Genomic DNA, 26,552 nt, shown 5'->3' with positions numbered 1-26,552 from the left:
AATGGGGGAAGGAGAATTAAAAAAACTGACAATAAAAGCCTATACAGATGAAAAATTTAATAGTCCAGTAGATGGCGGTGAGTTTACAACTTTAGTAAACCCAGACAAATATGTTGTTGTATACAAGCCAGAGTACGAAGAACAACAAGGGCAAGGCACAAGTACAAAGCAACCTAATTTTCTAAGAATAGCACCACAAGAATTAGATTTCGAGCTGTTATTTGATAGTACAGGTATTATAGATGGAGAACCAAATAAAAAAGATGGCATTATAGATAAAATAGATGCTTTTAAAAAAATTGTTTTCGATTACAGTGGAGAAGAGCATAAACCATACTATTTACAAGTTGGATGGGGAGCATTATTATTTAAAGGATCACTAGTAGATTTAAGTATAGAATTTAAGCTGTTCGCACCAGATGGCACACCAATACGAGCAGTAGCAAAAATTAAAGTACGAGGATCGGTAGACGATAACTTAAGAGCCGCAAGAGAAAATAACCAATCGCCAGACTTAACACACTACAGAGTTGCAAAAGATGGAGATACTTTGCCATTAATGACCCATAGAATTTATGGAGACTCTAAGTACTATTTAGAAGTAGCAAGAGTAAACAACTTAGTAAATTTTAGAAAACTAAAAGCAGGACAAGAATTATTTTTTCCACCATTAACAAAACAATCATAAATGAATAATAGCGGCGTCATACAAACTTCAAAAAGTGCAGACTTAGTTACTTTTAAAATATTAACAGAAGGCGAAGAACTTTCAAAAATATACGAAGTAAAAAGTATTGTAGTAAACAAAGAGGTTAATAGAATCCCAACCGCTAAAATTGTTTTAATAGATGGAAATGCAGCAAAAAGAGATTTCGAATTAAGTAACGAAGAGTTCTTAATTCCGGGTAAAGCTATAGAAATAACAGCAGGGTATCACTCAGACGAAGAAACCATTTTTAAAGGTATCGTAATTAAGCATAATATACGCATTAGAGCTAATGGAGCACAGCTTATAATAGAATGCAAAGACGAAGCAGTAAAGATGACTGTAGGAAGAAAAAGCAACTATTTTTATGATAGTAAAGACAGTGACATTGCAGAAGAATTAATAAGTAATTATGGCCTGTCAAGCTCAGTAGAAGCAACCACTCACACACATGCAGAATTAGTACAATACAACGCATCCGATTGGGATTTTATGGTAGTAAGAGCACAAGCCAATGGAAAATTATGTTTTGTAGAAGACGGAGAAATTACTATTGCAAAACCAGATGTAGGACAATCGGAAATAGAAACCGTAACCTTTGGCGCTTCACTATTAGATTTCGATGCAGAAATAGATGCAAGACATCAAATACAAAAAGTATCATCCTATGGATGGAATCATGCAGATCAAGAGCTCATAGAAATAGAAGGAAGCGATCCAGCAGTAGCATTAAATGGAAACATATCTAACGATGATTTAAACAGTGTTATTGGCTTAGAAAATCTAGAATTAAGACACGGCGGAGCAGTTACAGATACCGAATTGCAAGATTGGGCAGATGGTAAATGGCTATTTCAACAGTTGGCGAAAGTAAGAGGAAGAATGAAATTTCAAGGCATTCCAGCAGTAAAACCAAATACAATAATAAAGCTAGAAGGCGTAGGAGATCGTTTTAACGGTAATGTTTACATCACAGGAGTAAGCCATAAAATTATAGATGGAAACTGGTTAGTAGATGCGCAATTTGGTTTAAACCCAGAATGGTACTCAGAAACTTACGAGGTGAGCGCAAAACCAGCATCTGGCTTATTACCAGCAATAAGTGGTTTGCAAATAGGCATAGTGTCTCAATTAGAAGAAGACCCAGATGGAGAAGATCGCATATTAGTACAAATACCAATAATTAATAACGAAGAGCAAGGCATTTGGTGTAGAGTCGCATCATTAGACGCAGGAGAAAATAGAGGCGCCTTTTTTAGACCAGAAATAGAAGATGAGGTTATAATAGGCTTTATAAATCAAGATCCCAATGATGCTGTAGTGCTAGGCATGTTACATAGTAGTGCAAAACCATCGCCTATAACAGCAAGCGATGATAACCATGAAAAAGGATTTGTAACACGAAGTGAAATGAAAGTGCTTTTTGATGACGATAAAAAATCAATAAACATTTCTACACCAGCAGGAAAAGTAATTTCACTAGATGAAGATGCGGGAACCATTATAATAGAAGACGATAACTCTAATGTAATAACTATAGATGACAGTGGGATAATGCTAGAAAGTGCAGGAGATATAGGTATAAAAGCATCAGGAGATGTAAGTATAGAAGGAACCAACGTAAACATTATAGCAAATGCAGAATTTAAAGCAGAAGGCTCGGCAGGAGCAGAAGTATCAACAAGTGCAATTGCAGTATTAAAAGGATCGCTAGTACAAATTAATTAACAATTATGGGAGCACCAGCAGCAAGAATAACAGACATGCATGTATGTCCAATGGTAACAGGAGTTGTACCCCATGTAGGCGGGCCAATTTTACCAGCAGGAGAACCAACGGTATTAATAGGAGGCTTACCAGCAGCAAGAGTAGGTGACATGGCAACATGCGTTGGGCCGCCAGACTCTATAATATTAGGGTCTACAACAGTATTAATAGGAGGAGCACCAGCGGCAAGATTAGGAGATTCTACAGCACATGGAGGCACTATAGTATTAGGAGAACCAACAGTTTTAATAGGATAAAATGGAAAATAAAAAATCGTTTTTAGGAGTAGGATGGAGTTTTCCTCCAGAATTTAAAATGGGGCAGAAAAGTGTGAAGATGATTTCTGACGAAGAAGATATAAAAAGTAGTCTACACATTCTATTAACAACCCGTTTAGGAGAACGTGTAATGTTACCAGAGTATGGTTGCAACCTTGAAGAATTATTATTCGAAAATTTAGACCGAACACTAATTACATATATAACAGAGCTTATAAAGACAGCAATACTTTATCACGAACCAAGAATAGATGTAATAAAAATAGACATATCAGAATCCGATCCTTTAGAAGGAAAGTTAATTATTGAAATAGAATATAGAATAAGAGCTACAAATTCGAGAACAAACGTAGTATTCCCGTTCTATAAAGAAGAAGGAACAGATATTAATTAGTAAACTAATATGAGCAATAGCAATAACATAGATAAAGTATTAAAAAGAAGCGGTACAGGGCAAGGGCAGCGATTTATAGACGTGTTAGATCCAAAAACCTTTCAATTGCATGATTTTGATATTGAAGATTGGATTCTATTTGCTTATAATTTTGCAGAAAATATTAATTATTACAACACAAACGATGCCCAAAACCCTTCTGGGAACTGGCAAGGCTTTTTTAATAATTTAAAACTAGAAGATGGTAATGTTCCAGATCGAGAAGACCCTAGGTATTCTGTATTAAAAGAGTCTATATCAAAAACATTATCGCAATATAAAGATGATAAAAATTTAACGCCACATTTAACATTATTTGTTTGCTTTCTACAACTGTTAGAGTTTTCAAAAGAACGCTTTAACGGCATCACAAAAAGACACCTAGACTTTTATTATAAAGAGCTGCTACAAGTCAATAAACTAGCAGCAACACCAGATAAGGTTCACGTTATTTTTGAATTAGCCAAAAAAAGTAGTGAAGAGCAAATAAAAACAAAAACAGCTTTAAATGCTAAAAAAGATAATGAAGGCAACCCAAGAGAATATAAAACAGAAGAGGAGTTAATTGTAAATAAAGCAAGTGTAGCAAGTTTAAAAACAGTTTATAATGGTTTAAAAAACAGTGACCCTAATTTTAAAGGTACTAACGTACCAGAGTTTAAAGTAAGTCGAGTAGCAAATACATTAGATGGAGTAAAAGAAGCCCTTCCAGAAGAAGCACCCTATTGGTATCCTTTTGGTTACACTTCGGCAGAAAACGAAGCGTATTCAGAGTTAGAAAATGCGCAGGTTGGATTTGCCATTGCATCCCCTTTACTTAATTTAAAAGAAGGATTAAGAACAGTAGAAATAACAATAGACTTTACTGAAGAAAAAGCAGAAGAAAATAAAAACAATATAAGTAATTTTACAGCTGCAGATTTAGATAACATTCTATCTATTAAAGCAAGTGGTACTAAAAAATGGATAGACATACCAGGACTTAAAATAGAGGGCATTACAGGAGAATCTGTAACAGCTATTCCATCAAACCAATCAGTAAAATTAGTATTTCAATTAAGTAAAGACACAGACGCTTTAGTTAATTATAACGAGGAAACCTTATTAAAAAAATACAATACAGAATTTCCTCTAGTATGCTTTACTATAGATACAGCAAACCAAAAAGGATACAAGTTTTATAGTGCTATAGTAAATAGAATAGTTAGTGAAATTACTGTAAATGTAAATGTAGAAGGCGCAAAATCGTTGTTACTAGAAAATGATAATGGAGTATTAAAAACTGTAAAACCATTTTATCCATTTAGTACAAAACCAGTTAAAAATTCAAACTTTTATATAGACTACCCAGAAGTATTTTCTAAAAATTGGAACAAGATAAACGTTAATTTAAAATGGAAAAATACACCAGAAGACTTTAAAACTTGGTATGAGGCCTATTTAAAAACACAAAAGTTAGCAACCAAACCAAGTCAATTTGTACTTAAAGATGGAAAAGGAAAACCAATAGCAATAAGTAATGATAAGTTTATAGTAACAAGCAACAGCCATTTTAAAGCAGAAAAAGCATTACTTCATAAAGAAGAATGGAGTATAGAAGCAATACCGCAAATATTATTTACAAAAATAAAAGACCCCAAAACAAATGAGGAAACAGAAGATTTTGAAAGTAATATTAAATGGACAAACAACTCTGTTTTTAAAATAGATAAAGCAGGGCCAATGCGTTTGTCGCTAGAAGAAACATTTCTTCATGAAATATACCCAAGACTCTATGCTTTAGCATTAACAAGCAAGGACGACCCTTTAATTCCAAACGAACCTTACACACCTATAGTAGAAAGTATAACATTAGACTATTCGGCACAAGAAACAATAAACATTGCTTCTCAAACATTACCAATAAATGAAGCAGATTTGTTAGAAACAAGAGAAGCGTTTGATGCTAATAGAATACAGTTATTTCATAACCATCCATTTGGTCAAAAAGAAGAACATAACTATTTAAAAATAATAAAGCAAAGTAGCGGAATAAAAGATGTGTTCGATACTAATAATATAAATACCTATTTAGTTCCAAAATACTGTAAAGGAGGCGCATTATATATAGGATTAGAAAATGCAGAAGTGTCACAAACTGTAGCTTTATTAGTTCAAGTATTAGAAGGAAGCGAAAACCCTTTAGTGCCCTCTTTTAATACTAATGAAAAAATAAACTGGTCTATACTATGCGATAATAAATGGAAAAGCTTAAAAGATGATATAATATCTAATAATACAGATAACTTTTTGACCTCAGGAATTGTAAAAATTAGCATACCTAAAGAAGCTACAAAACATAATACAGAACTCCCAGAAGGATTAATATGGCTACGAGCAAGAATGCATAGAGATTACGATGCCGTTTGTAAAGCTATAAACATACACGCGCAAGCCGTACAAGCAACATTTGTAAACAATGAGAACGAATTATCTCATTTAGAAAAAGGACTACCAGCAGAAACCATATCGAAACTAATAACAAGAAAACCACAAATAAAATCTATAAAACAACCCTATAGCTCCTTTGGAGGCATACCAGAAGAATCCGATGCACTATTTTATAGAAGAATTAGCGAACGATTAAGACATAAAAATAGAGCAATAACACTATGGGATTACGAACACCTAGTATTACAGAAATTTCCAGAAATCTATAAAGTAAAATGTCTAAACCATACAAAAGAAGAAAACTTTACAGCAGCAGGAGAAGTAACTATAGTAGTAGTACCAGATACAGTAAATAAAAACGTGTTCGATATTTTCGAGCCAAGATTAAGTAAAGCATTAATGAATAAAGTAGAAAACTACCTAAATGCACTTAATACCATGCATGTAAATGCAAAAGTAATAAACCCAAATTACGAAAAAGTAACCATAACACTAGAAGCGAAATTTTATGAAGGTCTAGACGAGAGTTTCTACACCAAAAAATTAGAAACAGACATTATTAAGTTTTTGTCACCATGGGCATACGATGACACAAAGGAAATAGAATTTGGTATAACACTACATAGAAGTGTATTAATAGACTATTTAGAGAAATTAGAGTATGTAGACTATTTACAAAATGTAAGTATGGATAAAGATGGCGTTTCTAGCAATAATAGTATTACACCATTAAACCCAAAATCTATTTTAGTATCTGCTAAAAAACACAGTATAACATTAGCAGAATCGCCATGTAAACAACAAAAAACAGAAGCAACAATAGAATGCAAAGCGTAGAAAAACACATATCGATACCAAAAGACGTTGCTACAAAAAACGACTTAGATTTCCATTTCTTAAGAGAAAAAGGAATAGAATATATAGAGCAATTAGGAAGTAGTTTATGGACAGATTTAAACGCCCATGATCCAGGCATAACTATTATGGAAATGCTATGCTATGCTATCACAGATTTAGGGATGCGTATAGAAATGCCTATAGAAAACCTATTAGCTTCAAAAGATTCAAATAATACTATTCAAAACCAATTTTATAAAGCAGCAGATGTATTTCCTACAAAAGCACTAACAGCAAACGATTATAGAAAACTATTTATAGATGTTAAAGGAGTTAAAAACTGTTGGCTTCGTAAATATGAGAAAACAGTTTATGTAAACTGCAAAGAAAATAAACTATCATATAACGAAAATGATTTTAGTACGCTAGATAAAGCCTTTAAAAATAAATTTCAACTCAAAGGATTGTATGCACTATTTATAGAATACGATGCCTTAGAAGAAGACCTAACAGAGCAAGAAAAAGAAGATATACTAGAATTAGTAAAAGAAGCATACTATAACAATAGAAACCTATGTGAAGATATAGTAACCATAAATACTGTAGAAACTCAAGGCGTTTCAGTTTGTGCTAATATAGAAGTAGATATAGAAGCTAATGAAGAAGAAGTGCATGCAAACGTACTCTATCAAATCAATAACTATTTTTCTCCAGAACTACGTTTTTACAGCATAAAAGAAATGCTAGAAAAAGGCTATACACCCGATCAAATTTTCGATGGCCCATCATTAGAAAATGGTTTTATAGATATAGAAGAGTTAAAAGCGGCCGAATTAAGAACAGAAGTTAGACTTTCGGACTTAATGAAAATACTAATGAATATTGAAGGCGTAAAACTAATTAAAGACATTTCAATAGGGCATTGTGACGCTTCCAAACCATTAGGAAACGATTGGATTATTTGTATAGACCCTAACAAAAAACCTAAACTTTGTGAAAGAAGCACCTTTAACTACCATAAAGGAGTGTTGCCATTAAATATAAACGAAGCAGAAGTATTACGTTTTTCTGAAGCATTAAAAACAGATACTATAGAAGCGCAAAAAGTAGCCAAAACAAATAAAAACTTAGACATACCTAAAGGCATTAGTTTAGAGACCAGCCAGTATAACACCATACAAAATGATTTTCCAGACACCTATGGTATTGGTCTAGATGGATTAAACGCAAGAGCCACAACAGAAAGGAAAGCACAAGCAAAACAATTAAAAGCGTACCTATTGTTTTTCGATAAAATATTAGCAAACTATTTTAAACACTTGGGTAAAGTTAAAGACCTATTATCTATAAATGGATCAGAAACAAAAACATATTTTACTCAAGCCTTACACGGTATAAAAGATTTTGATGATTTAGTAAAAAATTATCCAAAAGCAAACGAAGACGCACTAACAAAACTACTGTTCGATAAGTTTGATAATAATATAGAACGAAGAAACAAAATTTTAGACCATCTCTTAGCACGATTTGCAGAACGCTTTGGCGATTATACATTTTTAATGAAAACCTTATACGGTAGCTCTGCAGACGAAATGACTTTAGCAAACAAAGAAGCCTTTTTAAAAGATTATGTAGCAATTAGCTCCCAAAGAGGCTGTGCTTTTAATTATTACAAGCAAGAAAATAAAGCACTGTGGGATACAGATAATGTTTCAGGATTTCAAAAAAGAGTATCACGATTAGTAGGTGTTAAAAACTATACAAGACGCCATTTAACAGATTCTTTTGTTGAAGTATATAAAAATGCACCAGAAGAATACAGATGGAGAGTTCGTAACAGTAATAACGACATTGTTTTATCATCTACAACAAACTATAAAACAGCCAGCAAAGCATCAGAAGAACTCTATTTTGCCATACTACAAATTATTCAAGTTTCAGAAAAAACAATAGAAAAACAATTTGAAAACAAGGTAGAGAATGAAACACTTATAGATACCATAGAAATAAATAAAACAGATGCAGGAGTATACACCTTTCAAATTATTAACCCAGAAGAACCTAAATCGAGTACAAATTATATAATAGCCAAACAATTTATATTTTATAACACCCTTAAAAACCTAAAACAAGGAATAATAGATTTAGTAGATTTTATAAAAACTGAATTCTCAGAAGAAGGTATGTTTTTAGTAGAGCACATGCTATTACGTCCAGATGTTACCAAGCAAACAACAGACGAAGATACATTTATACAAATATGTGCAGACGAGTGCGATGAGTGTAATATAGACCCCTACTCCTACCGTGTAAGCATTATTTTGCCGGGCTATACATACCGATTCTCAAATCCAGATTTTAGGCGCTACATGGAAAATATTATTAAAGAAGAATTACCAGCGCACATACTACCTAAAATTTGCTGGGTAGGATATAGAAGAGGTGTTGTAGAAGACAATGAAAATGATTTAAGGCAATTTGAAGAAGCCTATAAAAATTACCTCTTTGCTAAAACAAATTTAGCATTACAAGAGCAACCAACAATTAACAATAATGAACATAAAAAACTAATAGATGCTATGTCTCAATTAAATACAATCTATCCCGTAGGGCGTTTATTAGACTGTAATGATGAGAGCGATGAATTAGAAGGAAGAATCATATTAGGACAAACCAATTTGGGAACACTTAAAATAAACAGCGATGAAAACTAAATTAAAAGATATAACCACCCAATATAGAAAATTTAGTACAAACCAAGTACTAACAGAACATCAGCTAAATGAGTTTTTAGATTATTTTGATGATCAAGACCGTTTAACGAGAACAAGCCTTAGCGGTGTTGGGATAGCCTGTGGATTTAAGTTAACATATATAGAAACAGAAAATGCCATTGAAATAACACAAGGAAGAGGTGTTACAACAGATGGCGACTTGGTAGCATTGCAGAATCCATCGACTACAGAAGAAGGCGTAAAAGATAAAACACTAAAATCTATAAACCTATCTAAAAAAACATACAAGTTTTATAAGAAGTTTACAGATGCAAATGTAAAATACAAACATTTTTTAAACCCAGACAATGAGCAGATCGATTTATGGGAATTAGCAGAAACAGGAGATGAATCCTACACAGCATTAGAAGCCTTAGACAATATAAAAAATATGGTAGTGTTGCTGTATGTAGAAAACTACTCTAAAGAAGGCGAATTATGCACACAACTATCATGCGATAATCAAGGAATAGAGCAAGTTTCAAAATTAAAAGTACTATTAGTAACTTTAGAAAACGCAAGGTATATAATTGGTCAAGATGCTATTTACAATAAACATAATTGGAACGAAACCTTTGTAGCATTGCCAGAAGTAAGTGCAAAAAGAATAATACTAAACACTAAAAATACGGCAACTTTTACAACACTAAAGCAAAACTATTTTAATGCAATAAAACAAAATAATACAATACCAAACCTTAAAACAGGATTAAAAACAATTTTATCTAGGTTTAATAGAGCGTCTTTAGATACAAGAATAGACAGTTTATTTAACTTTAGTTCTAATGGGACGCCAACAGACTACCAATACCGTTACGATGTACTAAAAGATTTAATAGATACCTATAACGAAATTAAAGATTTGCTACTACATATTAATGTAGCATGTTGTCCAAATATAGGTGCATTTCCAAAACACTTAATGATAGGACGAATAGAAGAAGTAAAACCCTTTTTAACCTTTAGGCATCAATTCTATAAATCTCCAGTAATAGGTCATGAAGATGCAAACTATAAAAAAGTAATTAGCCTAATAAATAGAATAACAGCATTAGCAACGAGCTATATCGATTTTAATAAAGGAGATGCAATAAAAATAACACCATCTCAAGCCTCAGGACAATTAGGTAACAAAGCGATTCCTTTTTATTACGATGTAGATAATACGCTTTTAAAAGATTGGAGCTTCGAGAAATTAAGCAATTTAAGATCACACTATAATTTAAGCTATAAAAGAGGTAATTTAGCACAAACCCCTTCAGTACAAGAACCATTATCGTATAATATAGATAATTATAATTTTTATAGAATAGAAGGACATCAAGGAAAATTATACAAAGATGCCTTAGACCAAATATTAAGAAAAAAAGAAGACAATGGTTTAAATTTCGATGTTAAAGTATTGTCTATAAATGCAACAACACAAACAATTAACTTAAACGACTACAAATGCCAATTTGAAGATTTAAGTATATTACTTAATGCATGGAGAACAGAGCAAAACTGTATTCTTTCAGAAATGAGTAGATTCTTCTCTGCATTTAGTACAACAGAAGTAGGAACCAATGTAGTAGCAGTAAATAACGGATTCGAATTTGAAATAGCTCCACAAGGTCCAACCGTAATAACAGATGGAGGAGCAGCAGGAGGTGTAACAACTGGGGGAACAGTTGTCCTTACAAACGATGATATTAGCCCAACTTCGGGAACTTTTAGAACAGTAGGAAATTCGGTTACAAATGAAATGCTATCGGGCAATAGCTCTCAATTAGAACAATTTACTCAACAAACAGACTTAGTAAAAACAAATATTGTAAAAGAACAATTAACAGTAGAAGAAAATACATTGGGGATTCTTTTAGAGAATGCCATAAAACTAAACGAAGAAGGCTCGGCTAATGATATATTAGCAACATTTAATGCAAGCGCTGCAGAAATTAAAGACTTACCAGAATGGGAAGCAGAAGCACCATTAGCAGATTTTATATTTACTAATGTAACAGAAACATTAGTATACTCTTATATTTTAGATGATAGAATTCCAGATAGAATAACGCAGATAGATAAATTTACGCTTACAAACTATAAACTAACAATAGACCAATTATGTAAGCGCGTTAAAGACTTGCAAGCTAAATACCAAACCACAAAAATAAAAGAAGGCTCTAAGCAAATATTAGGACTAATAATAAACCAGCTATCAACAGTATGCTGTTCTGGTAAAAAACTAGAAATTCTATTAGAAGAAATAGAAAAAAGAAAACAAGAAATATTAGCACAAATTCAATTATCAGAATTTGTAAAAAAACATCCAGGATTAGAACACAAAGCAGGAGTAAGAGAAGGCGGAACGTTTGTTATGGCATATTTAACAGAAAATGCAGCAGACAAACCAACATACGAAACCGTCTCCTTAGAATTAGACTTCTTAGAACAACCCAATATAGACGACGAAGGATTAGATGGAGATGAAGGTAAAATTAAACTATGGGATAATAGATTAAGTACAAACTTTGCATTTTTACATAAAGTTATAGACGATACTCAAAACCCACTAAGCGAAATCGTTTTTATAGGAAAAACAATAGAAGAAACAGTAAATAACTTAGCTATTTTCTTAAATAATATATGGGAAAGAGCAGGAGAAAGATCAATAAAAGCAATAGCAGATAGAAAAAAACTAATTATACGTATTACAGATAGAATATTACAAAAAGAAGAAAACTATATTCACTTTGCAAACCCAGCAATAGTAGGAACAAATACTAAAATATACTTTGAAGAAAACACCGTATTGCAAGCCAATATAGCAGCAAAAAATACAGTAATTGCAGATTTTGCATTACCATATATGTGTTGTTCAGATTGCTCACCAATAAACTTTATTGTACCAAAAGATCCAATTTCGCTTAGCTTACCTCAGACATTTATTTGTTTAAAAAATGGAGTAGATTTAACGCCATTACCATTTAAAGCATCTCCAGCAAATGCAGATATAAAAGCTAAAGTTCCAGAAGGTATAGCTAGTGGAGTAACAACAAACGAACTAGGAGAACCCGTTTTCGATCCAGCATTAACAGATGCAAGCCTACACGGTACAGAAATAGCATTTACAGTAAATGGAGAAGAAACAAGCGCAAAAATAACAGTATACGCAGACCCTAATATTAGTGTAAATACACCACAAGTAGTATACAATAATGCAAAAACGATAGCAACAGTAACATACACAGTAGTTAATGCTATACCTAACTTAACCTATACATGGGATTTTGGAAAAGGAGAACTATCTAACGAAATACCTAATTCCGATGGAGAAATTGTAATAACATATAACCTACCAGTAAATACAGAGAATAGTATTACGCCAACATTAACCATTAGTAATGGTTTTTGTGAAAATAATATAGCAATAGAAACCATTATTTTCGACGATCCAATAGACGTCGCTTTAACAATAGACGAAACCTATTGTTTAGACATATCAAACTCAGAAATTATAAAAATACCATTTACAGGTAAAAACCCAGTCGATGCGCCAATAGAAATAGCAAATGGTAATTTCCAAGGCGTAGAAGTGCAAGGAGACGAACTAATTATAATTCCTAACGATTTTAACACCGATAATTTTGGTAAAATAATTAAATTTTCAGTTTTAGGATTACCGACAAATGCAACAATAACAATAAATCAATTACTAGCAGTTAATATCTCTAAAGCTCAAGGTGTCTTTTTCTGGGCAAATGGTAATTTATTTAGAAGTTATGGAGCTGCACCAGTAGGGCTTAGTGACCAATTAACATACCAATGGAAAATTAACAATAAAATAGTAAGCACAAAACAAGGGCTAAAATTTAATTTGCCTATAGACAAAGGAGAGAATGTATTTACTGTAGAATTACAAGTAACAAACATTGGAGGCTGTATTACCACAGTACAAATAACAGAAACAGTAAACTATCCAGATTTTGCTATAACATTACCAGAAAATCAAGTTGAATTTTGTCTTAATGACGACAATCCTTATGCTATAACAACATTACCAACCGCTATAAACAATACTGTGCCAGAAGGGCCAGGAGTTGTCTTGCAACCATTAGGGAACTATGTATTTATACCAAGCGCAACGCAATTAACAAGCGCTGGAATTATAAACTTAGGGATAAACGGAGATAATTTATTAGCCGTAACTCTAAAAGAAGCCTCTACAGCAAATTTTACAGCAAATATTGAAGAAAACAATGAAGGTACATTTTTAATACTTAAAAACACATCAGAATTAGCAGACTCTTATGTTTGGAAAATTGGAGGACAAGTTATAAAGAGAACAACAAGATCTCAAGTAAAATTAGATGTAAACGCTTTTGAAACTAATAGTATAGATATTTCATTAACAGCAATTAGTACCTGTGGGTCAAACACAAAAACAATTAAATCCTTTAAAGTAAAAGATGGATTAGATTGTATCTCAAGTACAACAATGGCTATTCAAAATGACCATGAAACATTAACCATTCCTTCAAATTTTGATGCAGCAATTAAAAAGAATGTATTAATGCCAATAGTAGAGTATTATACAACAGTTAATACACCAGAGATACAAGCGTTTTTAAATGGAAATAAAAACCCAGAAATAATAAATGGGCAATTTACTAATCTGCTAGAGCTAGGAACAGCTGCGTTACTACAGTTAAAAGAAGGGCCTGAGTTTATAATAACTTCCAAGTTTTATAGTGCCCAAATTAAACTACTATTTAATGTGTTACACTGCCAGCCAGAACAAGTGTTAATAGATCAGCAAGATAGTATTCTAGCAATAATGGATAAACTTAAATCTAGTTTAGAAACGTTAAAAAATAAAAACATAGTCTTTGATACAAATAATGAATTAAGAGATTACTTAACATTATATAGCAAAGACACAGGAGTTGTAAATTATTTAAGAACATTTATAATACAAGAACTATTACCGTTGTTAGACGGTCAAATAGCACCAAATTAATTAGTTATAATGATTATTTAATTATGAATAGCACCCATAAACATATTATAAACAAGGTTTTTGTTGATGTAAATACCAATAGTAAAAAAACGGCATTTGCAATCAAAGATAATATTGATGGGTTTTTAAAAGAAGACATATTTCCATACATGGAGAACTATTTTAAAACTCTAGAAAAGGAATTGCCAGCAGAAATAATTCAAATACCTAAACTAAAACTAGAAGTAACAGGAGATAGTAGAAATAACTTTGAAGCCTTAAAAGAAAATATAAAAAAACAAATAAAAGAAGAAGTAAAAAAAATAGTAGGCAACCCAAGTAAAGCCCCTAACAAAGCTGTTTTTTTAAGCATAAATAAAAGCAAGCAAGAAATCTTTATTTTCTTTTTAGAGTATGGAACAATGCCTTGGTGGAATACTAAAGAAACACCAACAGAATACAATAAAGAAGCAATAATTAAACTATTTAAAACAAACAGTTTTAAAACACTATTTAAAAGAAAAATAGAAAACCCTAGCGTTAAAAATAGAATTATAAATCAGTTTTCTAGTATACAAATAGTAACCATTCTATCAGAAGTTTTTAAAAACGAAATCATAACAATTTTAAAAAGAGATAAAATAATAAACACATTAATTAATCAATTAAAACCTAAATATAAGCAATGGTTTTGGGAACAAGTTATCCAATATTGTATAGAAGAAAATAAAGAAAATATAGTCTCTAAGTTTATTATGGTATTAGAATCTAAACCAGTAAAAGAGAATAATGAAATAGTAGAATTAACAACATTGATACTTAAAGCAATTCCCGAAAAAACATTAAACGAACTAACAGCTAAAAACCCATTTAGCATTGAGAATTATAAAGCTAAAGAATCAGAAAAAAAACAGATATCAAATAGTATTCAAAAAATATTAGGCAATTCTGAATCTGTAGAAGAAGAAAACGATTTAAAAGCAAGCAAAACTGAAACTGAAAAAGTTAAAAAAGAACCAAAAGATGTTTTAGAAAATACTACAGAAAACAAAAAAGAAGACCGTAAACGATCTAAAAATATTCTAAAACAAAAAACAAAAAACACTAATAAGGCAAAGGGAATAAACGAAATTAATAAAAGTAAAGAAGAGGCTTATACCAACGAATCTTTGAGTGAAAAAAATGCGCTAGATGAAAAAAATAAAGAACAAAAAAGTCAAAAAGATAAAGATGCAGTAGAGCACACTGCAGAAACAATAAATGAAACATTAGAAAATACTATTAAAAAAGAAATAGCAGTTAAGAAGCAAGAAAAAGAAATAAAGACTTCAATAACTAATGCTAATAGAGAAGAAGATGAAAGAAGGAAAACCTTAAACAAAGAAGATGATTTAAAGCCAAGACATGAAGAGAAAAACCATCTTAAAAATCAAGTAAATGTAGAGGGAAATACAGAAGAAAAGAAGATAAAAGCAGACAATGAACTAAAAACACCAAAAGCCAATAAAATTAGTCAGGAGTCATTAACTTTAAAACAAAAGGAAATATTCGATTTAACTAAAAAACGAGCTTATATCCCTGAATTTAAGAAAGAGAATAAAGGAGAATATTACGTTAAAAACGCAGGATTAATTATACTGCATCCCTACTTAAAAAACTTTTTTACTACCTGTAAACTATTAAATGAAGCAAATGAAATAATAAACCCAGAATTAGCAATTCACTTATTACACTATTTAGCAACAAAAAAAGAACAGCAGTATGAAAACAATATGGTATTCGAAAAATTTCTCTGTGGTATTGCTATAGAACAATCAATTAGAAGAGAAGTTGTAATACCAGAAGACTTAAAAGAAAAAGCAGAAGATTTATTAACAGCAGTTGTAGAACATTGGAAAGCGTTAAATAATGCCTCTACAAGCTTATTGCGTAATGAGTTTTTACAACGCTCTGGAAAAATAAGTTTTAAAAATAAAAACCCTAAAATAATAGTAGAACGCAAGGTATTCGATCTATTATTAGATAAACTACCATGGACTTTGAGTCTAAGTAAATTGCCTTGGATTGATAAATTAATATATACAGATTGGTAAAAAAATAAAAAAATAACGCAATAAATATAAAATGTAAGGTAATATATGTTTACACCAGCAGCAAAAAATAACACCAACGCTAAGCCTAGCAACTCTAACCCTTTTAAAAAAGCAAAAGGAGAAAGTGCTTTTATACAGGCTAAGCTTAATGTTGGAAAGCCTGGAGATAAATATGAAGTAGAAGCAGATACAGTTGCAGATAAAGTTGTATCTAAACAACAAGGAGGAACATTAGGAGGAGATTCGGCATTTTTCTCACCAACAGCAACACCAACAATTCAAAAACAAGAAGATACAGAAGTACAGGAGAAATCTATTGCACAAAACATTACACCAACAGTACAATTAGCACCAGTAGAAGAAAAGGTGCAAAAAATGGAGGAAGAGAACGTTCAGTCTAAGGAAGACGAGGAAGTGCAGAGTAAAGAAGAAGAGAACGCTCAGTCTAAGGAAGACGAAGAAGTGCAGAGTAAAGAAGAAGAGAACGTTCAGTCTAAGGAAGACGAAGAAGTACAGAGTAAAGAAGAAGAGAACGTTCAGGCCAAGGAAGACGAAGAAGTACAGAGTAAAGAGGAAGAGAGCGTTCAGTCTAAGGAAGACGAAGAAATACAGAGTAAAGAAGAAGAGAGTGTTCAAGCTAAGGAAGACGAAGAAGTACAAGCAAAATTAAATGTTTCAACACCTAAAAAAACAAACCTAAGTAGCCGAATTAAAAGAGCAAAAGGTAAAGGAAGCGAAATGCCATCGACCTTAAAAACCAATATGGAATCAGGTTTTGGAGCAGATTTTAGCGGTGTAAGAATTCATACAGGCTCAGACTCTGTTCAAATGAATAAAGATTTAGGAGCCAAAGCATTTACCAATAAAAATGATATTTTCTTTAACGAAGGAAAATTTAGTCCAGACTCTAAAGAAGGACAAACACTTATTGCTCATGAGTTAACACACACAATTCAACAAGGCGCCTCTAAAGCTAAAGCAGAAGGAAAAGAAGCAATAGAGAATTCAAAAGCCGAAACGCCAATAAAAGCAGGAACTAACACCAAAAGCAAAGGGGATGTAGCCGACCTAGAAACAGGAAAAGGAGACGTAAAAGTAGAAGGAGCAGAAGTTAAAGCAGGAACACAGTTAGACAAAGTAGAAGGGAAACAAGGAGTAGAAGGAAAAGTAGGAGGGAAAGGAGGTAAAAAAGAAGCTGCGCCAGTAACCACAACACCAAGAAACCCTAAAGAAGATCCAAACTTTAAAAAATTAGAAGGACGAATAGATAATACTGCAAAAGCACAAGGCGACCACGAAGAACCAGAAGCCTCTGCAAGTGCGGCACAAAGTGCTGCAGTTTCTCCTGCAAATGAAAGAGAAAGTATGGCGCAATCTGGACAAGTGGATGCTATGGCAGAAGCCGAGCCAGGAACCTTTAATGCAGCAGACTTTAAAGCGAAATTAATGGAGCGTATTGCAGCAATGCAATTACCAGCTAATCAAGACGAAGCCGCTAACTTCGATGAAAATAATAATATAGACGAAGTAAATGAGGCAGCAGCACAAGATGTAGAAGGAGAAAAAGCAGCAGCAGCAGGGCCAGTAGCACAAACCACAGAGCAAGAACCTAATGTTGATGCAGTTCCAGAACGAGAAGTAACACCATTACCAGAAGCACCAGTAGGAGCTAAGCCACCGACAACAAATCCAACAGCTGCAATGCCTCCAAAACGAGGAGATGCTGAGGTTAATAAACCACTAGAAGATAATGTGGCAGAGGTAGACCAGCAAATGGCTAATAATAAAGTAACAGACGAGCAGTTAGAAAAATCTAACGAACCGTCTTTTATGAAAGGGTTAGATGCTAAAAAGGAGGCTAAAAAAGATGCAGAAACAGCACCAGCACAATTACGTAAAAAAGAGCAAGGCGTACTTAATAATGTTAAAGCAGGCGCGGCAGGAAAAGAACAAGCAGGCTTAGCAGGAATGCATCAGGTGAGAGGTCAATTATTAAATCAAGTTGCAGGATCACAAACTAAAACAGGAGCAAACGATACTTCGGAGCGAACACGTATAGCAACAGAGATAAATAAAATTTACGAGAAGTCTAAAGCAGATGTAGAAAAAATACTTAACGATTTAGATACAGACGTAAAAACAGCATTTAAAGCAGGAACAGATTTAGCAAAAAGAAAATTTGAACAGCATGTAGATGCAAAAATGAGTGCATACAAAGCAAGACGCTATAGCGGATTAATTGGAGCGGGACGTTGGGTTAAAGATAAGTTTGCAGGAATGCCAGACGAAGTAAACGATTTCTTTGTTACAGGGCGTCAAGTATATATAGACACTATGGACAAGGTTATTACTAAAGTAGCAGAGTATGTCGCTACAAAATTAACCGAAGCCAAAACACGAGTAACAACAGGTAAACAAGAAGTACAAGAATATGTAGCGTCGCTACCTAAAAACCTTCAAAAATTAGGAAAAGAAGCAGCCGAAGACATTAACGATAAATTCGACGAGTTAGAAGATTCGGTAAACAGTAAACAAGACGAGTTAGTAGATAGTTTAGCAGAACAATACATGGAAGGCTTAAATGCTGTAGATGCACGTATAGAAGAAATGAAAGCCGCTAATCGTGGGCTTATAGATGCAGCCTTAGGCTTTATTAATGGGATTATAGAAACCATAAAAAAACTTAGAGATTTAATAGCAACCCTTTTAGCAGAAATACAAAATGCTATGGATGTTATTATGGAAGATCCAATAGGTTTTGTCTCTACACTATTCGAAGGTGTTGGTAAAGGGATTGATATGTTTATGGCTAACATACAAAAACACATGTTAGGTGGTTTTGTTACTTGGTTAACAGGAGCGATGGGACCAGTTGGTATAACTATTCCAGACGACTTATTTAGTCTTAAAGGAATCTTTAGTTTAGTCATGCAGGTACTAGGTTTAGGGTGGGATTTTATGCGTAAAAAAGCAGTATTACTTTTAGGAGAGCCTATGGTTGAAGCTATGGAAAAAGGTTTCGAAATGTTTCAAATTATAAGAGAAAAAGGGGTTTCTGGAATGTGGGAGCACATTAAAGAACAATTTACAGATCTTAAAGAGACCATTATAGAATCCATAAAGAGCATGCTAATTACGCAAGTAATAGAAGCAGGTATAAAATGGTTATTAAGTCTATTAATTCCTGGTGCAGGATTTATAAAAGCCATAATGGCAATTAAAGATCTTATAGTATTCTTTGTAGAATCTGCAATCATGCTAATACCATCTCTAATTGAGGCTATTAGGTCGTTAGCAAGTGGAAATGTAGCAGGAGTAGCGAAAGCTATAGAGAAAGGTTTAGCCATGTTATTACCTCTTGTTATTAGTTTATTTGCTAAATTGATAGGACTTAGCGGACTTGTTAAAAAAGTTCAGAAAATCATTAAAAAGGTACGTAAACGTATAGATAAGGCGGTTACAAAAATGATTAAGAAAGCTAAGGCTAAGTTTAGTAAGATTTTTAGCAAGAAAAAGGGTAAGAATAAAACCTCTGACAAGGATAAAAAGAAGCACGCTAAATTTGGAAAAGAAGCTTCAAAAGAAATGTCTAAACCAATTAAAAATAAGGACTATAAAGAAACTCGTAAAGAAAAAGAAAAACTAGCAGATAAACTTGAGAAAAAGTATAACAAAAAATTAGAAAAGCCTATTAAAATGAAAATCACTTTTAAAGATCCAAAAGAAGATCAAAAAGATGGTGATATGGATTATAAAATAAGAATAGCTCCTAACGATTTTGTTTTAGAATCTGCAGTAGAGGGGGCAGAAGGAGGACATAAGCCAGAAGTTGGTTTGTATAAAGATTTAAAAACTAAATCTGGTGCAAAACAGCAAGAGGCACATCATGTTCCTTCTAAAGGATTGTTGAAATGGATTTCAATAAAGGCGCAAAGTGTAATAAATAGTTTTTCTACAGGAGCAAAAAAGCGAGAGTTTATTAAAGAAAATAAATGGATTAATGATATAGCAAAAATGCCTAAGGGACAACACACACCAGGAGATAATTTAATGGCTATAAATATTAATAAGCATACCCATATAAAAAAGACAAATACTGATGCAGATTTTTGGAGAGCTCATTTTGGTAGAGAAACAGCAGCAGAAGTTTTAAGGAGATTGAATGGCGAGAAACTTAGATTAATTTATCTAAAGAAATTTAATGAACTATCAGCAGATGATAAAGAAGAGTACAGGAACTTAATACTAGAGGCAGGTGCTACAGTACCTACGTTTACTGCAGGAAGTGATGGAGATACAGATACACCAAAAGTGTTATCATCACAGTTTTTTCAAACGGAATTAAATGCAGCATTAGAAAAAGAAAATGAGTTGTGGTCTACTGAAGTTGATAAATTTCAAAAAGGAGTGGGGAATGTAGCGAAAGCTGGAGCTAGACAGGCTCATTTAGCAGTTGTTGTTGCATTAGAAAAATCTAATAGAGATGGTACAAAAGAAGAAAGAAAAGCGGCAACGGATGAACTTAAAGGAAAGTCTAGTAGTAATTGGGAAAGTGTTGACGGTATAAAAGAACTAAATATATTTTGATTAAATTAATTATATAATGGATAAGACTGCATTTGAATTTGTAAATAATTCAGCAAAAAAAATATTAAATCTAATTAATAGAAAAGCTTTAGAGAATTTGATGTTTGAGCCTGTAGAAGATGATTTGTTAGTGGAAATTATTGCTAGGCTATGCAGACTTGTATCGCCTGCTTTTTTGCCAATAGCAAGGGATTCAGATGGAGTTTTAGCAATACACTTATGGCCTAGCAGAGAGATTGAAGTGTCTCCATTTGTTTATATATATAATAGCGATTATAATGGCCCAGAATTTGTTTGTAATGAATTAGCATCATTCCCTAGGGCTATGTGGTTAAGAAATGCTGCTTATTTTACTTCAGAACAAGAGAAGTTAAAAGAAACAATGAATTTAATGTATGCTAAAATCCCTAAAGTAAAAAAGGTACCTGAGTTGTTTTGGAGTAAAATAGAGGAGAGTTTTTCTAGATGGAGTTATAGTGATCCTATTTCTGATACTTTATGGAAGGAAGCAGATTTAGGACATCATTTAGCTGGTATTCCAATTATAGATTCTATAGCGGAACCAGAGGATGCTCTTAAAATAATTGAAGACTATATAAAAAAGCAATCTTTTATAAGTATAGAGTTGTTAAGTATATTTCTTGGAGCTCAAGCTGAAAATGAAATAGCTGTATCAAAGGAAAGTATTTTAAAAATAATAGAGAAGGAAGCTTGGAGTACATATGATGATGAAGTAATAGGCTATTGGAAGGTGTCAGGAGAAGGAATAGCTACGTTCGATGCGGCAATGAAATCAATTGATGATTTAGAGAGAGTCCTTGGAGATTCGGTGTTTAGCCCTTTAATTGAAGTTCCAGATGTCTATACAGGGCAAAACCCTAGAGGGGTTGTGAAACTTTTAAAAGTCGCTGTAAGTTGTAAAAAAAGGAATGATTTTGAGTTGTATTTAAAACAATTAAGAAATACAACTGTTGTATCAATTATGAGTATGTCAAGTTATGATGATGCGATAGCAGAATTAAATATAGATGCATGTAAGTTATTAAATCCAGATTCTTTAGCAACAGCATTTGCTATAGTTTCAAAAGATGTTAAAATTTTGGGCGCTTAAAATTTTAGTTCAAGAGAAAAGAATGTAATAAGGTAAAATAAATGGACAAAAACGGAATCATAAATATAAATTCAAAAACAACCTTTAAGGCGATATTTAATCACTTAGAAGACACAATAAAGCACCGATTAACTCTAGAGTTAACAGGAGAAGTATTATCGATTCCAGAATTTAATATAGAACATAACCCATCGTATTTAGCACAATTTATTTTAAACTATAGATTAGAAAATGAAGATGTAATACTATTATTACTGGCATTAGTACCACAATTAAGTCCTAGTTTTCTAAGTAATATTATTACCGAATTTTTACCAAATGGAGGCGAATTTGCAGAATTTGGAGGCATTAAAGGAAAAAACCATCGCGGTATTTTACCAACAGCCGAAACAGCACTATACATTTTGTATGGAAATGATATAGAAGAACGCTTACAAGGTATAGACTACATACAAACAGAGTCTTTTTTATTTAAAAATAAAATTCTCATGTTAGAAGTAGTTCCAGCTGGAGAACCAAAAATGAGCGGCCGTATACTTATAGATGAAGAGTATTTGGCTAAAATAACAACTGGTGCTATTTTAAAGCCACAATTAAGTCAGGAATTCCCAGCAAGTTTAATAGAAACCGATATGGAATGGGAAGATTTAATACTTAAAGACAAAACTATTCAAGAAATAAAAGAAGTTGAAGTCTGGCTAAAACATAACGAAACCTTAATGAACGACTGGAATATGCGAAGCATTATAAAGCCAGGATATAGAGTTATGTTTTATGGACCACCTGGAACAGGAAAAACATTAACAGCAGGTTTATTAGGAAAGTATACCAATAAAGATGTCTATAGAATAGATTTATCTATGGTAGTCTCTAAATATATTGGGGAAACCGAAAAAAACCTATCTAGTTTATTTGATAAAGCCATAAATAAAGATTGGATTCTATTTTTCGATGAAGCCGATTCTATATTTGGTAAACGAACTAATGTAAGAGATGCGCATGATAAGTATGCAAATCAAGAAGTCTCATATTTACTTCAACGAATAGAAGCACATCCAGGGTTGGTTATTCTAGCATCAAATTTTAAAAACAATATAGATACGGCGTTTACAAGACGCTTTCAATCTATAATAGAGTTTCAAATACCAACACATGCTGAGCGTCTACGTTTGTGGGAAAATAATTTGCCTAAAGAAATTCCATTAGAAGAAACTCTGTCGTTAGAATCGCTTTCAAGGAAATATGGAATAACAGGTGCTAATATTGTAAATATAGTACAGTATGCTTGTTTAAAAACATTAGCAAGTGGAACGCATGTAATAAAAGAATCTTATCTTATAGAAGGAATCAAAAAAGAGTACGCAAAAGAGGGGAAAACATTATAAGCTAGGTTGGCAAGAATTCTAAAAAAAACTAGTCCTCTAATAATTTGTTTTGAGACCATTTTATAGCATCATCCAAATTATTAAAATCGGTTAACATTCCATTTAAAAAACTATTCTCTATACTTATAATGGACTTTTGTAGCTCAGAATAAGTTACAGCTGCAAATACTTTAATGGTAGGAAATACCTCTTTTATTTTAAGATAATTAACAGGAACATTAGCATAAGAGTTTACTCTATTAGAGATGTATGCAAACGGCTTATTTTTAAAATGAAAAGAAACCAATTCAGAAATTTTCATGGCATCATCAATGTCAAAAGAGATGCCTTCATTTAGTTCGGTAATTAAAAAGTTGTCATAAAAACGAACGTTTCCAAAATCGAAATTATAAGTTTCTATTAAAGTAAATGTTTTAAGTAGTAGGGACATAAGTTGCAAATGTAATAGATTTCAATAAAACAAGTCTTTATTTCTAATGACTTGTTTAAAATAGTCCTTCCTTTGTATAATAATGAAAATAATACCAGTCATAATACTATAAATAGAATAATAAAAGGATCCATTTATGTGGAGAGTAGTTTCTGTTTTTCTTATACTTGTGTATTTAATCTTTCAAAAAAGAAACTTAAAAGACTCGTTTATTTAATGATATTAAGCACTACTGATTACTTTTCGATAAGCTTAATTTTATATTTTCAACAAAAAATAAATATTTAAATTAAAGCAAGATTATTAAAAACACATTAATAGTTTTGTTAGACATTAAAAAGTAACAAACAGTGCTTGTATTTAGCACCTTATAAACTTAAATACATTAATTATTTTAAACTATATTTGTTCAGTTAACTTTATATTATGTTAAAACAATTTACTCTAATTTGTTGTATGCTCTTACTTTCTGTACAAACTATAGAGCCAAATAATGATATTCAAAAAAAAATAATAAGAAGCGGAGAGTTTGATATAGAGTGTTATGTTTCCTTAAAACAAATTTCTTCATTAGATAAAGATAAAGATTATTACTGGTTTAAATCTGGAGAAGTTCATTCTTCAAGATACGATGTTGGTGGCTATGTATTACATAAAACGTATTCTAAATTCTATAAATCCAATCAATTAGCAGAAAAAGGAGAGTTTGTTTTTGGATTAAAAAATGGGTTTTGGAAAACTTGGTATAAAAATGGGCAATTAAAAGCAGTTATAACTTGGCATAAAGGAGAAAAAAATGGGGATTATATTACTTACGATAAAGCGGGTAATACAATAGAAAAAGGACGTTACAGAAAAAACAATAAAACAGGTATTTGGGTTAATTTACAAACTAAAGACACTACAATTTACAAAAAAGGAATACTACATATAAAAGATGAAACTTCTAAAAATTCATTTTTTAATAGGCTTTTCAAGAAAAAAAATAAAGAATCTAAAAAGGAAGGTTTTTTTAAAAGGTTATTTAAAAAGAAAAAAAAGCCAACTCAAACAAAAAAAGAGAATAAACAGGCAGAAAACAAAAAGAGCTAACTTCAATAATGTTAGTTTCTATAAATAATAAATGATTATAAAAAACCATTACAAAGCATCGTCTTTAAGTAACGCTATTTTTTTATGTCTTATCATATCTATTTTATGTGGGAGCTTGGTTTTAATATCTCATTATCAAAATGCATTAAATGTTAAATTAGAAATGAGTAATCATCTAATAAGTAGAAATAACTCAGCATTTAACTATTATGTAAATAATATAGAAACACTTAGCATTAATAAAGAATCTACTATAGATATTTTCGAGGATGGAATCTACTCTTATGCAGAAAAAAAAAATTGGGGTTTCTACGATATTTTAATGATTAAAACTATTTTTAAAAATGATACAATTTGTAAAATAGCTTTAGTAGGTACAAAAGAAAAAAATAATACAGCCCTAGCTTTATATGTAACAGATTACGATAAGCCATTAAAACTTTCTGGTAAATCTAGAATTTATGGAAATATAAAAGTACCAATAGGAAAAACAGAACAAACTTACATTAACAATAAAATAAATAATGATGTTGTTATTAAAGGCAATGAAGAGAAATCTGGAGATAAATTACCTAAGTTAAGTAAAAATATTACGGTGCCTATTGATGATTACGATAAGATATCGTTAGAAACTATTGAAAGCGAAATTATAATTAATAGTTTTGAGAACGAAACCAAAGTATTGGATTTAAATGGAATAACAAGCCTTAATAATTTAACTTGTAAAGGCAATCTCATATTAAAAACTAATAACCCTGTAACAATTAATGCCACAACTACGTTAGAAGATATTGTATTAATGGCTCCAAAAGTAGTTATAGATTCAGGATTTAGAGGTAATATTCAAATTATAGCAAACGAAAAAGTTGTTATTAAAGAAAAAGCAAAACTATTATACCCATCAAGTATTTATATAAAAAATGATATAGATTCTGCTACTGTAGATATAAAAAAGGGCGCCAAATTAGCAGGAGGTATCGTTATAGATGGAAATACTTACATAGGCTCTTTAAAACGTAAATTAACTATTGAAGAGAAAGCTACTATAATTGGAGATATTTATTGTTACGGAAGAACACAAGTTAAAGGAGAAATAATAGGGAGTATTTATTCAGATAGGTTTTATTTGAAAACAAAATCGTCTCAATATGAAAATGTTATTTTAAATGCGACTATTAACAGAGATAGTTTACCACGTAATTTTGTAGGTCTACCTCTATTTGAAACTAAAAGCATTAAAAAAGAATATGTTGTTATTAAAACATTCTAAATCTTTTAAAGGCTCATCCATACTAGAGTCGATAATAGCAATAGTTATTATATCAGTTTGTGTGTTAGTTGCATTTACTATTTATATAAATGTTGTAAAACGAGATAAGCCTATAACATATTATAAAGCGAAGCAAAAAGTAGAATTTTTAACACAAGAAGTATTAGAGACTAAAGACTATGAAGCAAATAGTTATAAATATGAAAACTATAGTATTATAAAAACAGTAGAAATAAGAGAAAATGAAAAAATAGCAGTCTTAAAATGGACTATAAAAACAATAAATAATGTTTATAATGTAAAGAAAATAATACCTTATACATATGAGTAGGTTTTTAAAGAGTTTTACCCTATTAGAAACATTATTTAATCTTTTAA

General features: G+C 31.7%; 15 protein-coding genes. 14 read left to right on the top strand and 1 reads right to left on the bottom strand.

What is annotated here, in order from left to right; all coding sequences use genetic code 11:
• The first annotated feature begins 1 nt into the window (after window position 1).
• From ACVC08_RS16025 to ACVC08_RS15975, 11 genes are read left to right on the top strand one after another with little or no spacing between them, the layout of a single operon-like run.
• A complete protein-coding gene (locus ACVC08_RS16025; RefSeq protein ID WP_452598742.1) occupies window positions 2-688 on the top strand; it encodes a CIS tube protein in 687 nt (228 codons plus the stop codon).
• Entirely contained in the window at window positions 689-2,434 is a 1,746-nt protein-coding gene (gene vgrG / locus ACVC08_RS16020; RefSeq protein ID WP_452602803.1) for a type VI secretion system tip protein VgrG, read from the top strand.
• Between the two features lie 5 nt (window positions 2,435-2,439).
• Window positions 2,440-2,730 carry a PAAR domain-containing protein gene (locus ACVC08_RS16015; RefSeq protein WP_452598740.1) on the top strand — a complete coding sequence of 97 codons (291 nt, stop codon included), beginning with the start codon at window positions 2,440-2,442 and terminating at the stop codon, window positions 2,728-2,730.
• Window position 2,731: 1 nt separating this feature from the next.
• Window positions 2,732-3,145: a GPW/gp25 family protein gene (locus tag ACVC08_RS16010; protein WP_452598739.1), complete on the top strand. Its 414-nt coding sequence runs from the start codon at window positions 2,732-2,734 to the stop codon at window positions 3,143-3,145.
• Window positions 3,146-3,154: 9 nt separating this feature from the next.
• Complete coding sequence (locus tag ACVC08_RS16005) at window positions 3,155-6,451, top strand: baseplate J/gp47 family protein (RefSeq protein WP_452602802.1); 3,297 nt, start codon at window positions 3,155-3,157, stop codon at window positions 6,449-6,451.
• Complete coding sequence (locus ACVC08_RS16000) at window positions 6,439-9,165, top strand: hypothetical protein (protein WP_452602801.1); 2,727 nt, start codon at window positions 6,439-6,441, stop codon at window positions 9,163-9,165. Before ACVC08_RS16005 ends, ACVC08_RS16000 begins: the two co-directional genes overlap by 13 nt.
• Window positions 9,155-14,227: a hypothetical protein gene (locus ACVC08_RS15995; protein WP_452602800.1), complete on the top strand. Its 5,073-nt coding sequence runs from the start codon at window positions 9,155-9,157 to the stop codon at window positions 14,225-14,227. The genes ACVC08_RS16000 and ACVC08_RS15995 overlap by 11 nt, the downstream gene beginning before the upstream one ends.
• Before the next feature lie 23 nt (window positions 14,228-14,250).
• On the top strand, window positions 14,251-16,299 hold the full coding sequence (locus ACVC08_RS15990) for a contractile injection system tape measure protein (protein ID WP_452602799.1): 2,049 nt from the start codon (window positions 14,251-14,253) through the stop codon (window positions 16,297-16,299).
• A 45-nt stretch (window positions 16,300-16,344) separates the two neighbouring features.
• On the top strand, window positions 16,345-20,886 hold the full coding sequence (locus tag ACVC08_RS15985; RefSeq protein ID WP_452602798.1) for an eCIS core domain-containing protein: 4,542 nt from the start codon (window positions 16,345-16,347) through the stop codon (window positions 20,884-20,886).
• Window positions 20,887-20,902: 16 nt separating this feature from the next.
• Window positions 20,903-21,997 (top strand): hypothetical protein, encoded by a 1,095-nt coding sequence (locus tag ACVC08_RS15980; protein ID WP_452602797.1) that lies wholly within the window; start codon window positions 20,903-20,905, stop codon window positions 21,995-21,997.
• Window positions 21,998-22,038: 41 nt separating this feature from the next.
• Complete coding sequence (locus ACVC08_RS15975) at window positions 22,039-23,382, top strand: ATP-binding protein (protein ID WP_452602796.1); 1,344 nt, start codon at window positions 22,039-22,041, stop codon at window positions 23,380-23,382.
• Window positions 23,383-23,410: 28 nt separating this feature from the next.
• Here the strand turns inward: ACVC08_RS15975 and ACVC08_RS15970 are convergent, their stop codons facing one another.
• On the bottom strand, window positions 23,411-23,812 hold the full coding sequence (locus ACVC08_RS15970) for a hypothetical protein (RefSeq protein WP_452596841.1): 402 nt from the start codon (window positions 23,810-23,812) through the stop codon (window positions 23,411-23,413).
• Window positions 23,813-24,268: 456 nt separating this feature from the next.
• Between ACVC08_RS15970 and ACVC08_RS15965 the strand changes: the two genes are divergently transcribed.
• From ACVC08_RS15965 to ACVC08_RS15955, 3 genes are read left to right on the top strand one after another with little or no spacing between them, the layout of a single operon-like run.
• Window positions 24,269-24,904, top strand: coding sequence for a toxin-antitoxin system YwqK family antitoxin (locus ACVC08_RS15965; protein WP_452602795.1), 636 nt, complete (start codon window positions 24,269-24,271; stop codon window positions 24,902-24,904).
• A gap of 31 nt (window positions 24,905-24,935) precedes the next feature.
• Window positions 24,936-26,174 (top strand): polymer-forming cytoskeletal protein, encoded by a 1,239-nt coding sequence (locus ACVC08_RS15960; protein WP_452602794.1) that lies wholly within the window; start codon window positions 24,936-24,938, stop codon window positions 26,172-26,174.
• Window positions 26,152-26,505: a hypothetical protein gene (locus ACVC08_RS15955; RefSeq protein WP_452602793.1), complete on the top strand. Its 354-nt coding sequence runs from the start codon at window positions 26,152-26,154 to the stop codon at window positions 26,503-26,505. The genes ACVC08_RS15960 and ACVC08_RS15955 overlap by 23 nt, the downstream gene beginning before the upstream one ends.
• The last annotated feature ends 47 nt before the right edge of the window (window positions 26,506-26,552 follow it).

It is taken from the genome of Pontimicrobium sp. MEBiC06410, from assembly GCF_053601615.1.
Note: the sequence above shows the minus strand (reverse complement) of the source record. Positions and strands in the feature narration are given on the sequence as shown.